14 protein-coding genes are annotated in these 19275 nt (G+C 69.9%); 2 read left to right on the forward strand and 12 right to left on the reverse strand.

All coding sequences use genetic code 11. The annotated features are described in order from the left end of the window. Positions 1-13 precede the first annotated feature (13 nt). Together OG611_RS37910 and OG611_RS37915 are read right to left on the reverse strand one after the other, a co-directional pair. Positions 14-529 carry a DUF6630 family protein gene (locus OG611_RS37910; protein ID WP_266430860.1) on the reverse strand — a complete coding sequence of 172 codons (516 nt, stop codon included), beginning with the start codon at positions 527-529 and terminating at the stop codon, positions 14-16. A gap of 427 nt (positions 530-956) precedes the next feature. Beyond that, entirely contained in the window at positions 957-3200 is a 2244-nt protein-coding gene (locus tag OG611_RS37915) for an alpha-N-acetylglucosaminidase (RefSeq protein ID WP_323180325.1), read from the reverse strand. 252 nt (positions 3201-3452) lie between these two features. Here OG611_RS37915 and lysA point away from each other — a divergent pair, with 252 nt between their 5' ends. Continuing rightward, positions 3453-4805 carry a diaminopimelate decarboxylase gene (gene lysA, locus OG611_RS37920; protein WP_266430862.1) on the forward strand — a complete coding sequence of 451 codons (1353 nt, stop codon included), beginning with the start codon at positions 3453-3455 and terminating at the stop codon, positions 4803-4805. A 9-nt stretch (positions 4806-4814) separates the two neighbouring features. Further along, positions 4815-5738 (forward strand): LysR family transcriptional regulator, encoded by a 924-nt coding sequence (locus OG611_RS37925; protein ID WP_266430863.1) that lies wholly within the window; start codon positions 4815-4817, stop codon positions 5736-5738. Positions 5739-5780: 42 nt separating this feature from the next. On the opposite strand, the gene OG611_RS37930 is transcribed toward OG611_RS37925, so the two are convergent. From OG611_RS37930 to OG611_RS37975, 10 genes are all read right to left on the reverse strand, one after another. Further along, positions 5781-6626 carry a serine hydrolase gene (locus OG611_RS37930; RefSeq protein WP_266430865.1) on the reverse strand — a complete coding sequence of 282 codons (846 nt, stop codon included), beginning with the start codon at positions 6624-6626 and terminating at the stop codon, positions 5781-5783. After that, positions 6623-8242: an amidohydrolase family protein gene (locus tag OG611_RS37935; RefSeq protein WP_266430866.1), complete on the reverse strand. Its 1620-nt coding sequence runs from the start codon at positions 8240-8242 to the stop codon at positions 6623-6625. The genes OG611_RS37930 and OG611_RS37935 overlap by 4 nt, the downstream gene beginning before the upstream one ends. After that, on the reverse strand, positions 8242-9015 hold the full coding sequence (locus OG611_RS37940; RefSeq protein WP_266430867.1) for an amino acid ABC transporter ATP-binding protein: 774 nt from the start codon (positions 9013-9015) through the stop codon (positions 8242-8244). Before OG611_RS37940 ends, OG611_RS37935 begins: the two co-directional genes overlap by 1 nt. Continuing rightward, positions 9012-9986: an amino acid ABC transporter permease gene (locus tag OG611_RS37945; protein ID WP_266430869.1), complete on the reverse strand. Its 975-nt coding sequence runs from the start codon at positions 9984-9986 to the stop codon at positions 9012-9014. Before OG611_RS37945 ends, OG611_RS37940 begins: the two co-directional genes overlap by 4 nt. Before the next feature lie 8 nt (positions 9987-9994). Continuing rightward, positions 9995-10879, reverse strand: coding sequence for an ABC transporter substrate-binding protein (locus tag OG611_RS37950; RefSeq protein ID WP_266430871.1), 885 nt, complete (start codon positions 10877-10879; stop codon positions 9995-9997). Between the two features lie 239 nt (positions 10880-11118). Next, a complete protein-coding gene (locus tag OG611_RS37955; RefSeq protein ID WP_266430873.1) occupies positions 11119-11859 on the reverse strand; it encodes a chitinase in 741 nt (246 codons plus the stop codon). A gap of 314 nt (positions 11860-12173) precedes the next feature. After that, positions 12174-15617 carry a carboxylic acid reductase gene (gene car, locus OG611_RS37960; RefSeq protein WP_266430875.1) on the reverse strand — a complete coding sequence of 1148 codons (3444 nt, stop codon included), beginning with the start codon at positions 15615-15617 and terminating at the stop codon, positions 12174-12176. Positions 15618-15696: 79 nt separating this feature from the next. Further along, entirely contained in the window at positions 15697-16896 is a 1200-nt protein-coding gene (locus tag OG611_RS37965; RefSeq protein ID WP_266430877.1) for a cytochrome P450, read from the reverse strand. Between the two features lie 124 nt (positions 16897-17020). Then, positions 17021-18220, reverse strand: a complete 1200-nt coding sequence (locus OG611_RS37970; RefSeq protein ID WP_266430879.1) for a cytochrome P450 — start codon at positions 18218-18220, stop codon at positions 17021-17023. 146 nt (positions 18221-18366) lie between these two features. Further along, a complete protein-coding gene (locus OG611_RS37975) occupies positions 18367-19152 on the reverse strand; it encodes an SDR family oxidoreductase (protein WP_266430881.1) in 786 nt (261 codons plus the stop codon). Between the last annotated feature and the right edge of the window lie 123 nt (positions 19153-19275).

Genomic DNA, 19275 nt, shown 5'->3' on the forward strand with positions numbered 1-19275 from the left:
CACGGCACCGCCTTCAGTCCCCCAGACTCCGAGCGGTGAACCCTGCACGGCCGGCGAGTGCCGTCAACTCCTCGGCCTGCGCCCCGCGCAGACACACCACCGGGTAGCAGTCCGATTCGATGTCGAGGGCGGCGAGCGCCGCGCCGACATCGCGATAGTGCCGACCGCAGGCCGCCAGGAACTCGGCGGTCGGCAGGGACATCTCGTCGGCGTCGAACAGCACCCAGGGGTCCACGGACGGCCGGGAGACGAGCGTGCTCAACTGGGCCCGGATTTCCTGCGGATCCTCCTTCCAGTCGAATTCCGCGAGCAGCCGGTGATCGTAGAGCGCATCCACGAGCGCTATCCACGCGAGGTCCGCGATGGGCTCGTCGATGCCGCGATCCGCCAGCCGGTCCGCGTGCGTCCGCATATAGCTCTCGGGATCGTCGTGGGCGTGCAACACCTGCTCGACCACCTCTGGATGGGCCGGGGCGAGAAGCGATGCCGTGGCCTCCAACGACATTCGGACAGTGTCGGTGCCGGACATGGTGTGTGTGCTCCTTGGGCAGTGGTGCGGTCGAGGCCGTCGCCGAGGTGAGGGTGCCCTCTCGGGCGTTCACGAAGAAGCCTGGCACAGGGGTATGACAACGCACGCCGCGCCGGGCTGCACCGGCAGGACGCGCGCCCGCACGAGCCTCAGGCCCGGTGCGGCCCCTGGGCAGGAACTTGCCCCTGTCGTTGTGGGCCCGGCCCCTCAGGGCCGGGCCCGTCGAACCCGTAGCGCAGCGGTTCGTCCTTCGTCCTTCGCTCGGAGGCCGAGCCGGTTGACGTACAGTGCATCGGCGCGCATGCCCTCCGGCGGGGCCTCGACGACGCACGGCCAGGTGATCTGGATGACCGCGGGCCGACTCGTGACCCGCATGCGCAGCCCACGCGCGGGACCGCCGTCGGGCACCGCGGTCTGCCCGTTCGCGTCAGGCAGGGCGGACTTCCGGTACCGGCAGCGACGCCCATACGGTTTCGGCCAGCGCCACCGGGTCGCCCGTGGGCTCCACCGGATAGCTCTTGCGCTCCAGGTTCCAGGCGTTGTCCCGCTCGAACCAGTCGATGGCGGGCGGCGGCTGCCCGGTGGCCAGGGCCGTGTCGAGGGAGTCGAGGTAGCGCGTCCACCGCTCGGCGTAGAAGTCGTGGATCAGCCCCGACCATTCGCGGTTCGCGTAGTCGCGCAGCCCACCGGACTCGCTGCCGGAGCGATGACCCCAGGTGGTGAGGATCGAACGGGCGTCGAACTCGGCGGCGGACCGCTCGGCATCGGTGCTGCCCCAGGACCTGGCGTCCTTCAGCCAGGGCCCCAGCATGAACCGCCGGTCGGTGGCCAGCAGTCGGTCCAGCAGGGCGAGGTCCCGCTTCCACTCCGCGGCCCGCTGCCGGAAGAGGGCGAGAGCCTTCCCCTCGTACGCGGCCTTGATCTGCGGCAGCAGCGTACGGCTGCGGTTGGCCAGGGCCTGCCGGGCCACGTCCACCACATCGAAGCGGTACGCATCCGACGTCCGCAGCTCGGGGGCGACCTGGAGCAGCTCCGCCAGTGCCTTCCGCACCGTCGACGCGTCGTACCGCATGGCGGACGGGCTCCAACTGGCCGACGTACCGACGGTCAGCCCGGGGCGTGCGGTGAAGAGGCTGTCCTGGGATTCGCTCCAGGTGCCGGACGAGGTGCTGTACGGGCCGGTGCGCAGGAGCTCCCAGGCCCTGGCCGCATGCGGGTCGGCGCCGCCGTAGCGTCGCTCGGCGTAGGCGGCGAACCAGGCGGAGTGGTCCAACGGTCCCGTGCGCCAGGCCAGTTCGGTGAAGAGCTCGTACGCGGCCGGGTTGCCGCCAGTGCCTTCCGGGAGATAGGCGATGCCCCGGAGCGCGCTGTCCGGCTTCGTGCGCCACTCGTCGAACCGGGCAGTCCAGACGGCGGTGTTGGCGCCGATCGTGGTGTGGCCGCCGAAGTTGGGGATGGTCCCGAAGGCGTAGGGCGCGCCATGCCATGCGGCCTCGCGGTCCAGGCCGTTGTAGCGGTCGGCCAGGCCGTCGACGATGAACAGCCTGCTCTTGTCCACCGCATCGATGAGCTGCGTGGACGGGTTGCTCTGCCAGCCGAGCAGGACCCAGGTCGCGCCCGGATGCGCTGTCTGCAGGGCGTTCATGACGGCCTTGGCGGCGTCCTCGACCGGCACGTCTCCCGGAGTGCCGCCCTCGTGCAGCAGGTCCATCTTGTACATGGCCGAGTCACCGAACAGCTCGTGCTGACGGCGGTAGAACACCTCCGCCACCTTCGGGAACAGTTCGCTGCGCGGATCCAGCCAGTCCGGGCGTTCGAAGCCGACCCAGTCGCCCTGCGGGACCACGGGGCCGGCGGGGTTCCTGTCGGTGAACCCGGGCGGCACCGTGCCGTAGTAGCCGGGCAGGACCGGCGTCATGCCGAGCCGACGCAGCCGATCGGCGATCTTTCGGCCGAGCGCGGCACGTCGGTCCAGCATCTTCTCGCTGACCGGGCCGCCGAATCCGGACATGTTCTGCATCAGCCACCACGGTTGGTGCGCGGGGCCCGGAATCCAGGAAGTGAGCTCGCCCTTCGTGTACCCGAACTCCTGGAAGGTGTCGTAGTACACGGCATCCGCGCCCATCTGCACGAACACCTCGTTGACGCCGTGCAGCGCGAGGACGTCGATCTGCTTCTCGTACGAGGCCCAGTCCCGGTACGCCCCCGAGTAGCCGTCGTCCGTGTCGTTGAGGGCGAACCGGTGCGGCACCGAGGCGTCCCGGCGCACCGTACCGAGGGGCGCCGGGAGCTTCTTCGGAAGCTTCGAGGTGCTGTCACCGGGCCAGCCGATGTCCACCCGGGCCGTGTACTTGAGGTAGTGGTTGACGCCGCTGAGCAGCACGGCGGGGCTGGTGCCCCGGATGCGGACCCGGCCCGTCGTGCCGGAGACGGTGAAGTAGTCGCCGGATGCGGGGCGGTCGGCAGGCACGAGATCGAACTGCTGGGCGTGGTGCGGGAGCAGGCGCCGCAGCGCCGCCTCGGCCGGCCCGGAGTCGAAGGCGGGCCTGTAGCGGGAGACGGCTGCCGCGTCACCGGCAGGGGGGCTCATCGCCGTGACCGGGCTCGGCACAGTGACCAGTACGGCGAGAGCGGACGAGCAGACGACGATCCAGGATCTGAGGCTTCTCAAGGGTGACCTCGTCCGACGAAGGGATACGGGGCTTGCCCGGAACATGGTGCGGCACCACGCCCTCCACGGGAACCGGCGGAGCCGACGCGGATGCGCACCGACTGCCTCGTACCGGTACCGGTACCGGTGTACCGGCATCGGTGTACGGCGCGAGCATCGAAAACCATGAGGCTCAGCCATAGAAGAATGCGCTTTTATGATCCCCGGTGCAGGCCGCAGGATGGCTGCGAGCCGGCTTCCGGGGAGGAACGCATGACGTCAGCCATCGAATCGGGCTTGCTGCCCGGCACGTCCGAGATACGTCAGGAAGGGCTGGCCGTCGGTGGCGTCCTGCTCACCGAACTGGCACGGCGTTTCGGAACACCCCTCTTCGTGTACGACGAGGAGCATCTGCGCCGGCGCTGCCGGGAGGCGGTAGCCGCCTTCGGCCGGGACAACGTCGCCTACGCCTCCAAGGCGTTCCTGTGCACGGCCATGGCCCGGCTGGCCCACGAGGAGGGGCTGTTGCTCGATGTTGCCTCCGGCGGCGAGCTGCGGGTCGCGCTGCACGCCGGGGTGCCCGCCGATCGGATCGTCCTGCACGGCAACAACAAGGACGAGACGGAACTGCGCACGGCCATGTCCGCCCGGGTGCGGCACCTGGTGGTCGACAGCTTCGACGAGATGGACCGCATCGAGCGCCTGCACGCCGAGGAACACCTGCCGCCCGCCCGGATCCAGCTGCGGGTGGCGCCCGGAGTGGCCGCCGGCGCGCACGAGGCGATCCGGACCGGTGGCAACGACTCGAAGTTCGGCTTCGGCCTCGTCGGCGGAACCGCCGCGGCCGCCGTGCGCCGGGCCGCCGGTTCCCCCGCGATGATCCTGGAAGGCGTCCACGCGCATGTGGGCTCGCAGGTGCTGGACACGGCAGAGCTCGCGGCCGGCGCCGCGGCCGTCGCCCGGTTCGCTGCCGACACCCGGATGCACCGGCTCACGGTCGGCGGCGGCCTCGGCGTCGCGTACGAGGCGGGACAGACCGCACCGTCGTTCGCCGAATGGGCGGCCCGGGTACGGACCGCGGTACGCGACGCGGGCTGGGGCTCCTCGGTCACCGTGGAGCCCGGCCGTTCCATCGCCGCCCGTGCCGGGCTGACCCTCTACCGGGTGGGCACGATCAAGCGGATCGAGGGCGTGCGGACGTACGTCGGCGTGGACGGCGGGATGAGCGACAACCTGCGCCCCGCCCTGTACGGCAGCCGCTACGAGGTGTTCCTGCCGCGCAGCCCGCGCGCCCCCAGGCCCATGCGGGCACGGCTGGTCGGCAAGCACTGCGAGAGCGGTGACGTGATCGTCGACGACGCCGCCCTGCCCGCCGACGTCGCGGTGGACGACCTCCTGGCCACGCCGGTCACCGGCGCCTACGGATACGCCATGGCCTCCAACTACAACAAGCTGCCGCGCCCCGCCGTCGTCTTCGTACGCGACGGCCGCGCCCGCACCGTGGTGCGCCGGGAGACCGAGGAGGACCTGCTGCGCCTCGACGTGGACGAGCCCGCCGGGTTCCCGGAGCCGACGGAGAAGGTACGGTCCGGCGCCGGAGCGGCGCAGCGCGTCGGCACGGCCTAACCTGACCCGATGCTGAACAGTGCCCGACTGCTCGTCCTGCTGGAGATAGCCCGTACCGGCACCATCGTGGCCGCGGCCCAGGCGCTGCATCTGAGCCCCTCCGCGATCTCGCATCAGCTCGCCCGGCTGGAGCAGGAGCTCGGAGTGGCGTTGGTGGAACGTCAGCCGCAGAGCCTGCGGCTGACCGCGGCCGGGGTGCGACTGGCCGAGCACGCGCAGGCGGTCGCCGACCTGATGGCCGTCGCCCAGGACGACCTGCGGGCGCACTCCGGGGGCGAGGCCGGTGTCCTGCGGCTGGGCTTCTTCGCGTCCTCGGGCCTGGAGCTGCTGCCCCGGGCCCTGTCGGGGTTCGCGGCGAACCGGCCCCAGGTCGAGCTGGAACTGATCCTCGGGCAGCCGCACGAGCTGGTGCCCGACCTGGAGGCGGGCCGGCTCGACGCCGCGGTCGTCTTCGAGCATCCGCTGGACCCCTGGTGCCGACAGGCGACCGTGGACGTGGAGATGTTCTTCGACGAGCCGCAGCTGGTGGTCCTGCCCCTGCGGCACCGCCTCGGGCGGCACGCCACGGTCCGACTCGCCGCCCTGGAGGGGGAGACCTGGATCGGTACCCACGGCGGCCACACCGGCGAACCGGTTCTGGAACGTGCGTGCGCGGCAGAGGGCTTCCGCCCTCGGGTCCGCTGCCGCAGCGATCATTACCAGGTCACGATCAACCTGGCTCGCGCGGGCATGGGCATCGCACTCGTCCCGGCCCTCGGGCTCGGCGACACCACCGGCGTGCATATCTGCCGACTGGACCACCCCCGACTGCACCGGCGCATCGGGGTCGCCACCCGGTCCACAAACCGCAACCCGCTGCTGCAGATCTTCCTCGCGGAACTGCGTTCGGCCGCCGAGGAGATCAGGTCGCTGCTGGAGGTGCAGTGGGCGTGACCGGCACACCGGTCACGCCCCTTCGGGGCCGGTGCCCGTGTCTCAATCGGCGATCCGGCGCCCGGCACAGGCCGCGAGGGTCCGCCCCACGTCCCGAATGGCGTGCACGGCGGCCCGCTCGGTGCTCGGTCCCAGTGCCGTGTCCCAGTGCGCCACCACCGCGTACGCCAGCCGACGCCTGCCGATGAGGACACCGGCGTCGGCACGGACCCCGGTGTCGGTGCCGGTCTTGTTGGCCACCAGAAGCCCGTCGCACAGCCGCTCGGGAAAGCCCGGCTCGTACGGGTCGTGGTCGACCAGTGCGGGGACCAGGCCGTGGTCGGTGTTGGCACGCATCCAGCGCAGCAGCCGGGCGGAGGCCGCCGGGCCGCTCATGGTGCCGCGCACCGCGTGTGTCACCAGCCGTGCCAGGTCCCGTGCGGTGCCGGTGGCGAAGACGGGCGGCACATCCGGGCCCCGGACGTCGCGGACCTTGTCGTGCAGCGTGAGGTGATCGAGCCCCAGCTTTTGTGCGAGCCGGGCCGTGGACTCGCGCCCCACCAGGCGCAACAACGCGTTGGTCGCGGTGTTGTCGCTCACCGAGGCGGTCAGCCAGGCCAGGTCCTCGACGGTCCAGCCGCGCCCGCTCAGCCGGCGCAACAGACCGGTGCCCTCCGCCATGTCCTCGGCGAGGACCTCCACGACACGGTCGGCGGGCAGCTCCCCGGTGTCCAGCCGGTGCGCGACCTCGGCGAGCAGCAGCAGCTTCGAAGCGGACGCCACCGGCAGCACGGTGCGCTCGTTCACCCCCACCGTGACGCCGCCGTCGATGTCGACGGCGGCGACGGCCAGGGTGAGCGGCAGCGCGGCCGAGCGCCGTGCCGCCGCGGCCACTTGGGCCAGACTCATCGGATTCTCACCACTTCTCCCGCCCGCGCCGAGGTCGGGCGGCCATCTCTTGCCGCGATCCGCCCCGACACCACGACAGTATCGATGCCCTCGGGTGCCAGCAGGGGGCGGTCGAAGTCGGCGGTGTCGCGCACCGACGCCGGGTCGAGTACGACCAGATCGGCGACGGCGCCGTCGCGGACCACGCCGCGGCCGGTGAGGCCGAACCGCCCGGCAGGCAGTCCGGTCATCTTGTGCACCGCACTCTCCAGCGGGAGCAGTTGCTCGTCGCGGCTGTAACGGCCGAGCACCCGGGCGAAACTCCCCGCCCAGCGCGGATGCGGCCGACCGGGTTTGGGGACGCCGTCCGAACCGATCATCGACAACGGGCTGGCGATCACCCGGCGGACGTCATCCTCTCGCATGGAATGGCTGATGATGGTCACTTCGCCCTGCTCGGCCAGCAGGAGATCGCAGGCCTGGTCGACCGGATGGACGCCGCGCTCGGCCGCGAGGTCGGCGATGCTGCGCCCCTCGGCCTCGGGGTGCGTCTGCGCGGCGGCCACCGAGATGAGGTCCCAGCCGCCGTTTCCCACGGTGTTCTCCCACCCCTCGACGCCCCGGGCGATGTCCGTCCTGATCCGGTCGCGCGTCTCGGGGCGGCGCAGCCGTTCCAGCAGGGCACCGACGCCGCCCTCACTCGCCCACGGGGGCAGCATGGCGTGCAGGACGGTGCTTCCCGCCGTGTACGGATAGACGTCGCACAGCACGTCCACGCCTTCGGCGCGGGCCCGTTCCAGCCGGGGCAGGGTGCGCAGTGTGGCGCCCCAGGCGTGCCGGCCCGCGGTCTTGTGGTGGGAGATCTGCAGCGGGGCGCCGGAGCGTACCGCGATCTCCAGCGCCTCCTCCAGGGCGGACTCCACCTGTGACATCTCGTCGCGCAGATGAGTGACGTAGGGCTTGCCGTGCCGGGCGGCGACCCCGGCCAGCGCGACGATCTCCTCGGTGTCGGCATAGGTGCCGGGAGGGTAGATCAACCCGGTGGACAGACCGGCCGCCCCCTGGGCCAGCGCCCGGTCCAGCAACGCGCACATGGCGTCCAGCTCGTCGGGCCGGGGCGGCCGGGCCTCGAAGCCCATCACTCCGGCGCGCAGCGTGCCGTGGCCGACCAGCGAGGCGATGTGGGTGTGGCGCAGAGCGGGGTCCTGTCCGGCGGCGAACGCGTCGAAGTCCACGGCGGGCCGCACCGGTCCGAGCCCGAACGTCACCCTGAGATGCTCGGCGAGCTCCGGCAGCCGCCCGGGGAGCGAGGGGAACAGACTGGTCCCGCAGTTGCCGCAGATCTCCGTGGTGACGCCCTGGAGCAGCGGAGCGAGGCGGAGGACGTCGATCGGCTCCGTGGCACCGCTGGCTCCGGGGGGCGCCGCGAGGGCGTCGGAGTGCGTGTGCACGTCGATGAAGCCGGGTGCGACGACCCGCCCGGTCACGTCCAGGGTCTCGACGGCCGAGACAGGGGCGCCGACGGGGAGCACGGCGATCCGCCCGTCCACCACCGCGATGTCCGCTTCCCGGGCGGGTGCGCCGGTTCCGTCCACGAGCGTGCCGCCGCGCAGCAGCAGATCGAGGGGGCGGCCCATCACAGCACCGTCGACAGGAAGGCCCGCGTGCGGTCGTGCCGCGGGTCGGTGAACAACAGGTCGGGGCTCCCGGCCTCGACGACGGCACCCCGGTCCATGAACAGGACCCGGTCGGCGACCTCGCGGGCGAAGCCCATCTCGTGGGTGACCACGACCATCGTCATGCCGCTGCGGGCCAGGTCGCGCATGACGCCGAGCACTTCGCCGACGAGTTCGGGATCGAGGGCGGAGGTGGGTTCGTCGAAGAGCATGAGGGCGGGTTCCATGGCCAGTGCGCGGGCGATCGCCACGCGCTGCTGCTGTCCGCCGGACAGCTGCCCCGGGTAGTGGTCCGCCCGGTCCGCGAGACCGACATCGGCCAGCAGCTTGCGGGCCTGCTTCTCGGCCTGCGCACGCGGCCGTCCCTTGACGGCGACCGGACCCTCCATCACGTTCTGCACCGCTGTGCGGTGCGGGAACAGGTGGAACCGCTGGAACACCATGCCGATCCGCTCGCGTTGGCGCCGCACGTCCCGGGCGCGCCGCTCGCGCAGCACCCGGCCGGACGGGCCGTGCTGTTCGTAGCCGACCAGCTCACCGTCCATCCACACCCGCCCCGCGTCGATCCGCTCAAGGTGGTTGAAGCAACGCAGCAGCGTGGACTTCCCGGACCCGGAGGGGCCGATGACACAGAGCACCTCACCGCTGCGGACATCGAGGTCGATGCCCTTCAGCACCTCGGTGTCACCGAATCGTTTGCGAACCCCGCGGGCCCTGAGGATCACGTCGTTCATGCCGCTGCTCCCTTCTTGGCGCGTCCGGGCAGGAGATTGGCCAGGATCCTGCTCCGCAGCACGGGAGCGGTACCGGGGCTGTAGCGTCGCTCGACGGCGTGCTGGCCGATGCTGGCGATCGTGGTGAGCACGAGATACCAGATCGAGGCCACCAGGAGCAGTGCGACCACTTCGAAGTTGGCGAGATAGAGGTGCTGGGAGACGGTCATCAGATCGGCGCCGGCGATGACCGAGACCAGCGAGGTCGTCTTGAGCATGGAGATGAACTGGTTTCCGAATGGCGGGATGATGACTCGCATCGCCTGCGGCAGGATGATCCGGGACAGGATCTGGCGGTTCGACATCCCGATGGAGGCTCCCGCCTCGCGCTGGCCGGGATCCACGCTCTGAATGCCGGCCCGCACGATCTCGGCCATGTAGGCGCCCTCGTTGATGGAGAGACCCAGGAGCGCGGCCACGAATCCGGTGATCACCTGGTTGGACTGCCAGCTGATGAGTTTGGGGCCGTCGAACGGGATTCCGATGCTGATCACGGGGAACAGCAGGGCCAGGTTGAACCAGAAGATGAGCTGGACCAGCAGCGGGGTGCCCCGGAAGAACCAGGTGTAGGCACCGGCGGTGAGACGCAGGACGGGGCTGTCGGACAGCTGCATCACCGCGATGACGACCCCGATGGCGATGCCGAGAGCCATCGAGACGAGGGTGAGCTGAATGGTCACCCCGAGGCCCTTGAGGATCACGCCGTCGAACTGGTACTTGGCGACGATGTCCCAGTGAAGGTTGGGATTGACGATGATGGTGTAGGCGAGCCACACCGCGAACAGGGTGGCGGCGAGGACCGCGAGCCAGCGCCCCGGACGCGGGCGTCCGGTCACCTGGAGGGAGAGATCGTCCTCCTGCGGCGTCCCGTCGGCGGGGGTGGCATCCGGCGCCCGGCCGAGGGAGGCGCCGGATATTTTCTGGTGGTTCATGTCTGTTCTCACTGCCCGTCGTTGACGGTGGCCTCGGGCACGGCGCTGTCGCCGACTTGCCAGGTGTCGAGGATCTTCTTGTAGTCGCCGTTGTCGATGAGTTCCTGCAGGGCCTTGTGGACGGCGTCGCGCAGTCCGCCCTGGCTCTTCGCGGACGCGATGCCCCAGGGGGCGGTGCCGTACTGCTCCGGCAGCACCTCGTACGCGCTGCTCTTCTTGGTGAACATCTTGGCGACGGGATAGTCGACGATGGTCGCGACCGCGCGTCCGCTGTCCAGTTGCAGCAGCCCGGTCGGTGCGTCCTCGCTCTGCGAGATCCGCATCTTCTCCTGGCACTTGGCGTTCTGTTCCTCGCCGATGTGGAGGTTGGAGCTGCCCTTGGCGAGGACGACGGTCTTTCCGCAGAGGTCCGCGAGGGACTTGATGCCCTGCGGGTTGCCCTGCTTCGTCATGATGACGCCGCCGGTGCGGAAGTAGTCGACGAAGTCGACTGCCTGGCGCCGCTGCGCACTGTCGGTCATGGACGACATGACCAGGTCGAACCGTCCGGACTCCAGACCGGGGATCAGTCCGTCGAAGGCGGCATTGGTGAGTTCCAGCTTCAGCTTGAGCCGCGCGGCGAGGGCCTTGGCCAGATCGGGGTCGACACCGGTGAGCCGGGTGGTGCCGGGCTCGTACATCTCCATCGGCGGGTAGCCGACCGCGGTGGCCACCCGGAGCACACCCTTCTGCCGGTGCTGAGCGGGCAGCAGCTCGGCCGCGGTCCGGCCGGAGGTGGCCTGTGACGCGGCCCCGGACGGGGCGTCGCCCTGACCGGAGCGCCCACAGGCGGTGGCCGCGAGAGCCACCACGGCCAGGGCTGCCAGACAGCGCAGAGAACGGGGACGATTCATCGGATTCTCCCTCACGGGGTGGCGGTGCGCCGATGCTGGCAGTCGCGCCCCGGTGAATGGAAGATGATGAAGCTATTCATGCCTGACCATCGAAATCTGTACGGGTCCGAGTCCGACGGCTGAGAGAGGCCCGTCGATGGACGAGTTCGGGCCGCTCCCTTCGCCTTCGGAAGGTCGTCAACCGGGCGAATGCGGCCTGAGCTGCCATGTGCCGCGAGCCGGTTGCAGGGCCGACCGGATCAGTAGGAGATGTTGCCGCCGCCCACGTCGGTGCCGAGAACGCCGACGAAATTCTTGTACAGGTTGATCCGGTCGTTGCGCTCGTCCGGGTTCTGGCCGTTGCACTCCAGGGCGCCGTTGATGCTGCGGATCGTCTCGCCGAAGCCCTGGCCGTTGACCATCGCGTCGTGCGGGGTCATCGTCCCGGCGCCGCTCTGGGTGTCCCAGAACCACAGGCCGGTCTTCCACGAGACCGCGGCGTCCTGCTCCACCTGGTACGGGTCGTTCAGCAGGTCGATGTGCAGGGCGTCCCCGGCCGCCTTGTAGTTGAAGTTCCAGCTGAGCTGCAGCGGCCCGCGCCCGTAGTAGGCGCTTTGCCCGGCCGGGCAGCCGTACGGCTGCGAGGCGTCGCAGTAGTGGCTGTAGTTGGCGGTGTTCTGCTCGACGACGTACTTCAGGCCGCCGGTCTCGTGGCTGACGTTGGCAAGGAAGGCCGCCGCCTCCCGCTTGCGCGTCGCATCGTCGCCGGTAGTGGTGAAGCCCGGGTACGCGCTCAGTGCGCTGACCAGGCCATCGTAGGTGTAGAAGGGGTTCCGGTTCGGGAACATCTGGTTGAACTGCGCCTCGCTGACCACGAACGACCCGGCGGCAGAGGCAGGCACTGCCGGAACGGCGACCGCCAGTCCGCTCGCGACTGCTGCGGCGCTCAGCACGGCCAGAACACGGGACCGGGTTCGGGACACGGGACGGGATACGGACATCTGTACTCCTTGGGTGGCGCGGACCGAGCCGCTTGAATCTCCGGGACTGCTGACTCGGGCATTCAGGGGATCGAGCACGAAGCAACGGCCGCAGAGTTGCATGAATTCGGCACAAATGAGCCTTAAGTGACGGGAAATCGTCCGTTGGAAGAACATCTCATGTGCGAGTTGACGGCCCGCCGGTCTTCGTCCCACCGCCCGGACGCCGCGGTGGAGCCGGTCCGTGCTTCGGCGACCGGCGCGCGCAATGCCGTCGCCCCCCATCGGCTACCGCCGCCGGCTTACTACGACCCTGCCCCGTCAACAAACCGCCGCTAGAGCAGGCCGAGCTGCCGTAGGTCGGTGACGTACTTGCGGATGAGGCCGTCCGACAGGTGGGGAACGTCCGTGCCGGGGCCGACCTCGGCGGCCTGCAAGGCGGCGCGGAACCGCTCGGCGGGGAGCGTCGGACCGGGGACGCCCTCCTCGGGTTGCGCCACGGCGTGCAGCAGGGGCAGCAGCGAGTGCCGGCGCTGCTTCTCCGGCAGGGCACGGAGTGCGGCCGAGAAACGGGCGAGCCATTCGCCATGGTCGTCGATCCGCTGGATCGGGTGGCCGGCCTCGGTGAGCCAGTCGACGAAGGTGTCCAGCGAGACCCCGTCGTCATGCGGGTTCAGTACGTTGAAGGTCCGGTAGCCCTCGGTGGCCCGCCCGCCCAGCGCGGTGATGGCCTTGGCGGTGAAGTCGACCGGCAGACCGTCGTAATGGGCGCGTGCGCCACCGGTCCGGTAGAACGAGCCCGGCGCGATGCCGGTGGCGATCAGGCTGAGCAGCAGGCGGGTGAACATGTCGGGCGCGTTCACCTGCCCGAGATACCTGCTGTGCGCAAGGACCATGTTCGGCCGGAAGGTGACGACCGGCAGGCCGCACAGGTCGTGTGCCTCCCGGAGCAGGACCTCGCCGGCCCACTTGCTGGTCGCGTAGCCGTTGGCGTAGCTCTGATCCAGATGCCGCACCGCGCTGGTGCTGCGGATGTCGGCGTCCTCGTCGAGGGCCGCCCGCGCAGCTCCGAGGTGCACGGCGACGGTGGAGACGTAGGTGACGGGTTTCATCCGCGTGGTGAGCGCCAACCGGATCAGTTCGGCCGTGCCGGCGACGTTGGGGCCGAACAACTGGCGGTAGGGCAGCACGTGGTTGACCAGGGCGGCCGGGTGGACAATCAGGTCCACGGAGCCGGCCAGCCCGCGCCAGGTGTCCTCGTCCAGCCCGAGGTGCGGCTCGCCGATGTCCCCCGCGAGCACTTCCAGGACCCCATCGGCCAATTCCCGGTAGCGCTTGAGCAGTTCGCCGTCACCGCTGTCGAAGGTTGCGTCCAAGCGCCGCGTCGCGACGGCCGTGCTGCTGCCGCGGACGACACAGAACAGCTTGCCGCCCGAGGGCGCCAGACGCTCCAGCCATTCCAGACACAGGAACCGGCCGAGGTAGCCGTTGCCTCCGGTCAGCAGGACGGTTCGCACGGCACCTTCGGGGCGGGGCAGCGCCGGGGCGGCGGCAAGCGTGGCCGCGTCGAGGAACTTGTCCAGGGCGAGGTCACCGGCGCGGACCGCGGTGCTGTGCTCGCCGTGCACGGAGGCGAACGTGGGACGCCGCGCCCCGGAACGCCGTTCCGCCGCGATGTACCCCGCCACCCGTGCCAAGTCATTGGCCGGGCTGATGATCACCCCGACCGGAACCTCGACGTGGAAGATCTCCTGCAGGATCCGAGAGAAGGACAGGGCGGACAGGGAATCCCCGCCCAGGTCGGTGAAGTGCGCCTCGGCGCTCAGGCCGGCGTGCGTGCCGCCCAGCAGTGCCTGGGCGGCCCGGCCGACCGTTTCCACCACGGGCCGGTCCGGACCGGCTTGCCGCAGTGCGCGCAGTTGCTGCGCTTGTCTCTCGGCGATTTCGGCGTAGAGCCGTTCCAGGGCCTGGCCGTAGCGTTCCTTGAGCCTGGGGCGCAGCAGTTTGTGACTGTCGGCGAGCAGGCCGTTCTCGGGGCTGAAGGGCTCGGTCTCGATCAGGAAGTCGCGTGGGATCTCGTACGAGTTGAGTCCGGCTTCCTTGGCGACGTGCTGGAGCGACGCACTGAGCAGCGGCTTGAGCGAGTCGACGGCCCCGCCGCACCCGGCCGTTGCGTCCGGGGCGGGCACCACCACCGCGAGCAGGTGGGCGCGTTCGCTGTTGCCGTACACGTAGATCTGCCGGACGAGGGGACTGCCGAGAAGGACGGCCTCCAGGCGTGATACGGCCACGAACTCACCCTGGGACAGCTTCAGGGTGTCCTTGGTGCGGTCGACGTAGACCAGCCGGTCGGGTCCGATCTCGGCCATGACGTCGCCGGTCCGGTAGTAGCCGTCCTCGTCGAAGATCTCGGCCGTGAGCTCGGGGCGCTTGTAGTACCCGGGGACGAGGGTTTCGGACTTCAGTAGCAGTTCGCCGCGCGGATACGGCGAATCGGTGCGGTGGTAGCCCAGTTCCGGGACGTCCGCGAGCTTGTAGTCGATCACCGGCGGACGCTGGACCACTGTGTCCAGCAACACCCCGCCGGCTTCGGTGGAGCCGTAACCGGTGTACAGATGGAGGCCGAGGCAGGACTCGACGAAGACCGTCAGCTCGGCCGACAACGGGGCGGTGCCGACGAACGCCTTGGCGACGCGCCCGCCCAGGAAGTTCTCCCGCAGGTCCGTCTTGACCGCCGTCTCGATGTCACCCGGTTCGCCGGTCCGCCGGTCCAGTTCGCTCCGGTACTGCTGGAACAGCATGTCGCAGACGCGGGGAACCATGGTCAGTTCCGTGGGGCGGACCAGGGCGATGTCCTCGAAGAGGGTGGACAAGTCGCTCTTGGCGGTGAAGTATCCGACACCGCCGCGGACGAGCGAGCCCATCAGCGCGTAGCGGCCGGCGAGGTGGCTCTGCGGCATGTAGAGGACGCTGACGGCGGGCACGTCATCGGTCCCGTAGCTGAACCCGTACCACGCGGTGCCGACCAGCCGCTGCGTGTACATGGCCCCCTTGGGAGCCCCGGTGCTGCCGGAGGTGTAGATGAGCAGGGCCAGCGGATCGTCGCCCGGGGCGGCGGTGAACAGCGGAGGGGGCGGCAGGTCGGACCCGCGGTCGATCAGCTCCGCCAACGAGTCGACGACCACCGGGCTGCCGGCCTCGGCCAGGCGCCGCCGGGCGGACGCCAGCACGTCGTACCGGTGGGCGTCCTCGGGGTGGTGGCCGAACACGATCAGGCGCTGGATCGAGGGTGCCCCGAGAACAGCTGCGACGGCGGTGTCCAGGTGCTCGGCGCTCGCGGCGAGCACGCGCGGCTCGGCCTCCGCGATGATCGGCCCGAGTTGGGCCGGCGGCGCGCTGTACTGCAGCGGCACGGCCACGACGCCCGTGTGCAGGCACGCAAGGTCGAGTGTGGCGTAGTCGATGCCGGCGAAGCCCAGGGTGCACAGTCGCTCGCCCGCGCTCAACGGGTACTCGGGGTCGTGGTACCACCGGCCGGCGAGCGCACGGACGCGCGCCCACAGCTCTCGGTAGCTGAGGGTGTCGAACCGCGGGAGCAGGCGCGCCGTCGACGGGTCCTTGGCGCGTTCGCCGAGAGCCGGCCGGTCCCCGTGGCCCTCCATGACGGTCGCCATGACCTCGGCGAGTTGCTTGCCCGGCTCGACGGCCGCCAGGGCCTGGGCAAGTCCCCTGCCCGGATCGGGCACCGGCGCGGTGCCCGCCTCCCGTGGTTCGGCCATGGTCAGCCCTCCTGATGGCGTCCTGGTGATGTCGGCGAGTGGTGCAGGGGCGGGCTGCCGTTGGTGTCGTAGGGCCACATCACCAGCTGACCGGAAGTGCGGCCACCCCGCGGATGAGGCGCTCGGTCCGCCAGGACAACTGGTCGGCCGGAACGGCGAGTCTGAGACCGGGCAGGCGGTCGATAAGGGTTTCGAGCACGATGCGCAACTCCGTCCTGGCCAGCTGCGCGCCAAGGCAGTGGTGCACGCCGTGCCCGAAGGTGACGTGCGGGACGGTCCCGCGGTGGAAGTCGATCTCGTCGGGGTGGTCGAAGACCTCGGGATCCCGGTTGGCCAGGCCCAACTCGGCCACCACCGCGTCGCCGGTGCGGATGAGCTGCCCACTGAGCTCCAGGTCCTCGGTGGCGATCCGGGTGAAGCCGGCTGTCGCGCTGATCGGGATGAACCGGGAGAGTTCCTCGACCGCATCGGGGATGAGCGACGGATCGGCGGCGAGTTCCCGCCAGAGGCCGGGATGGGTCAGCAGCGTGTAGACGAAGTTGCCGATCTGGTTGGCGGTGGCCTCCTGACCGGCGGAGAGCAGGCTGACCCCGAGGCTGACCAGGTCCTCCTCGCGGAGCCTGTCCTCCTCGTCCCGTACGGCGACCAGTTCACCGAGCAGGTCGTCGGTGGGGTTGGTGCGGCGCAGTGCGATCAGACCGGTGAGGTAGTCACCGAGGTGTCCGCGGGCCTGTGCGGCCTGGTCCGGGTCGGAGAGCATCAGCAAGCCGTCCACCCAGACGGTGAACCGGTCGCGGTCGGCCGTGGGCACGCCGAGCAGTTCGCAGATCACCGTGATCGGCAGCGGCCAGGTCAGGGCCTGCGTCAGGTCGGCCGGCGGCCCGCCGGCGACCATGGTGTCCAGCAGGCCGTGCACGATCTCCTGGATGCGCGGGCGCAGCGTCTCCACGCGGCGCACGGTGAACGCGTTCGCCACCCGGCGCCGCAGCCGGCTGTGCTCCGGCGGGTCCATGCTCAGCATGGAGGTGCGTGGCAGACCGACCGCCACCGTCCGGGGCACGTCGTCGCCCACGGCGGCGGCACGGCTGAACCGGGCATCGGCCAGCACCGTCTTGACGTCCGCGTGCCGCGTGACCAGCCAGGCGTCGCCCCCGAAGGGCAGAGTGACGCGCAGCACCGGCTGTTCGCCGCAGATCTCGACCAGCCTCGGGTCCACGTCGAGCCGGTCGGGCGCCGGACCGAACGGGTAGGCCCGCACCCCGTCCCCTGCTTCGGTCATCGCGTCATTCCTTCCGGTACGGGCAAGCGATTGGTTACTGATCCGGCAGAAATACGTGCATCACAGGACTGCGAGGCCATCTGCCTGCGGGCCTCATCCGGCACCGAGCACCTGATTGCCTCCGTCACCAGCTGACCGGCAGTGCTGCCACCCCGCGGATGAGGCGGTCGGTCCGCCAGGGCACCTGGTCGGCAGGGACTGCCAGACGCAGATCGGGCAGACGGCGGGTCAGGGATTCGACCACGATGCGCAACACCATCCTGGCCAGCTGCGCGCCGAGGCAGAAGTGCACGCCGTACCCGAAGGTGAGGTGCGGGTTGCTCGGCCGGTGGAAGTCGATCTCCTCAGGGTGGGTGAACACCTCGGGATCCCGGTTGGCCACGGCGTACTCGACGACCACGGCGTCGCCGGCGCGAACGGTTCGCCCACTCAGTTCCACGTCCTCAAGGGCGACACGGGTGAAGCCGGCCGAAGCGCTGCTCGGGATGATCCGGGAGAGTTCCTCGACGGCACCGGGTACCAGACCGGGATCGGCGACGAGCTCCCGCCAGTGATCGGGATGGGTCAGCAGCGTGTAGACGAAGTTGCCGAGCTGGCTCGCGGTGGCCTCGTAGCCGGCGGACAGCAGGCTGGACGCAAGGCTCACCAGGTCCTCGTCGCCGGGCCCGTCCTTCTCGTCCGACGCGGCGACGAGAGCGCCGAGCAGGTCGTCGCTGGGGTTGGTGCGGCGGAATGCGATCAGGCCGGTGAGGTAGTCGTCGAGGTGTTCGCGGGCGCGCGTGGCCTGGTCCGGATCGGAGAGGACCAACAAACTGTCCACCCAGACGGTGAACCGGTCGCGGTCGGCCGTGGGCACGCCGAGCAGTTCGCTCATCATCGTGATCGGCAGCGGCCAGGTCAGCGCCTTGGCCAGGTCAGCGGGCGGTCCCGCGGCGATCACGGTGTCGAGCAGGCCGTTCACAATCTGCTGGGCGCGCGGGCGCAGCGCTTGAACACGTCGTGGAGTGAAGGCCTCGGCCACCGGGCGCCGCAGCCGGCTGTGCTCCGGCGGGTCCATGCTCAGCATGGTGGTACTGGGCAACGCGGCAGCGACCGCGCGGGGCACGTCCTCACCCGCGGCGGCACGGCTGAACCGGGGATCGCCCAGTACCGTCTTGACGTCCGCGTGCCGCGTGGCCAGCCAGGCGTCACCGTCGCCGCCGTAAGGCAGGTTCACGCGCAGCACCGGCTGCTCGCGGCACATCTCGGCCAGCCGCGGGTCGACGTCGAGCCGGTCGGCCGGACCGAACGTATAGGCCCGCGCGCTGTCCCCTGCTTCGGTCATCGCGTCAGTCCTTCCAGTACGGGCGAGCGGTTACCTGACGAATAACTTGGTTGCCGACTAATTTGGTTGCCGACCCAACAGAAGTTCGTGATCTTGCTGGTGGGCAGGCGTGAGAAGGACCGGCGTGGCCCACCGTGCGTCACAGGTCACAGGGCTGCGCTCTGCCCGCCATCAATGGAGAGAGTGCTGCCGGTGATCCACGCGGCGCGTGGGGAGACCAGAAAACCAACCGCCTCGGCGATGTCATGTGATTGACCGATCCGCCCGAGCGGAATATCGCCGACCCACGTTTCCGAATCCAGCTCCGTGCTGTCGCCGAGATGTGCACTCATCTTTTCGAGTGCTTCGTCCGCCCCCGGTGTCGCCACCCTCCCCGGAGAGACGGCTACGACACGGATACCTTGCGGCGCCAACTGGACCGCAAGTCCCTTGCCGTACACCGCGAGTGCGGACTTGGCGGCGGCATAGTGCAGGAGCAGCGGATGGGAAGAAAGGGTGGCAATGGACGAGAGATGCACAATGACCCCACCTCCGCTCGCGATCATGGACGGCACAAGTGCGGAATTGAGCCGGACGGCAGCGAGGAAGTTTATATCCATCGTGTACTGCCAGTCTTCCTCAATGTCCAGCGCATTCGGAAAGGCGCGAACCCCTCCCGCATTGTTGACGATGATGTCCACGCCACCGAGAATTCGCAGCGCGGCGTCCGCGAACTCGCGCACACCGCCGGGCGTACTGAGGTCGGCGCTCACGAAATTGGCTTCGGACGGAGCGTCCGCGGTCGGATTACGGGCAGCGGTGACAACTGTGGCGCCGGCATCGAGCAAGCGCTGCGCGATCGCGGCGCCGATACCGCGACTGCCACCGGTGACCACGGCTCGCTTGCCCTGCAACTCGTCGGAAATCCGTTCGGTAAGGCGGCTCTGGTTCACTCTGGACTCCACTTCCTGCCTTGTCCTCGACAACAACGCCCGCGATGCGGATCGGCAACGGAAACCGACTCTCCCGTTGCGGCTCACAACGAGAGTTTCTCTCCAGTCGGCAGTGTTGGCGCG

The sequence above is a fragment of the Streptomyces sp. NBC_01363 genome (genome assembly GCF_026340595.1).
Lineage (GTDB): Bacteria > Actinomycetota > Actinomycetes > Streptomycetales > Streptomycetaceae > Streptomyces.

Excerpts from the sequence above, each read along its gene's own strand:
- OG611_RS37925 (WP_266430863.1), top strand. The coding sequence starts at position 4,815 with ATGCTGAACAGTGCCCGACTGCTCGTCCTGCTGGAGATAGCCCGTACC.
- OG611_RS37935 (WP_266430866.1), bottom strand. The coding sequence starts at position 8,242 with ATGGGCCGCCCCCTCGATCTGCTGCTGCGCGGCGGCACGCTCGTGGAC.
- car (WP_266430875.1), bottom strand. The coding sequence starts at position 15,617 with ATGGCCGAACCACGGGAGGCGGGCACCGCGCCGGTGCCCGATCCGGGC.
- lysA (WP_266430862.1), top strand. The coding sequence starts at position 3,453 with ATGACGTCAGCCATCGAATCGGGCTTGCTGCCCGGCACGTCCGAGATA.
- OG611_RS37910 (WP_266430860.1), bottom strand. The coding sequence starts at position 529 with ATGTCCGGCACCGACACTGTCCGAATGTCGTTGGAGGCCACGGCATCG.
- OG611_RS37970 (WP_266430879.1), bottom strand. The coding sequence starts at position 18,220 with ATGACCGAAGCAGGGGACAGCGCGCGGGCCTATACGTTCGGTCCGGCC.
- OG611_RS37955 (WP_266430873.1), bottom strand. The coding sequence starts at position 11,859 with ATGTCCGTATCCCGTCCCGTGTCCCGAACCCGGTCCCGTGTTCTGGCC.
- OG611_RS37950 (WP_266430871.1), bottom strand. The coding sequence starts at position 10,879 with ATGAATCGTCCCCGTTCTCTGCGCTGTCTGGCAGCCCTGGCCGTGGTG.
- OG611_RS37940 (WP_266430867.1), bottom strand. The coding sequence starts at position 9,015 with ATGAACGACGTGATCCTCAGGGCCCGCGGGGTTCGCAAACGATTCGGT.
- OG611_RS37930 (WP_266430865.1), bottom strand. The coding sequence starts at position 6,626 with ATGAGTCTGGCCCAAGTGGCCGCGGCGGCACGGCGCTCGGCCGCGCTG.
- OG611_RS37945 (WP_266430869.1), bottom strand. The coding sequence starts at position 9,986 with ATGAACCACCAGAAAATATCCGGCGCCTCCCTCGGCCGGGCGCCGGAT.
- OG611_RS37965 (WP_266430877.1), bottom strand. The coding sequence starts at position 16,896 with ATGACCGAAGCAGGGGACGGGGTGCGGGCCTACCCGTTCGGTCCGGCG.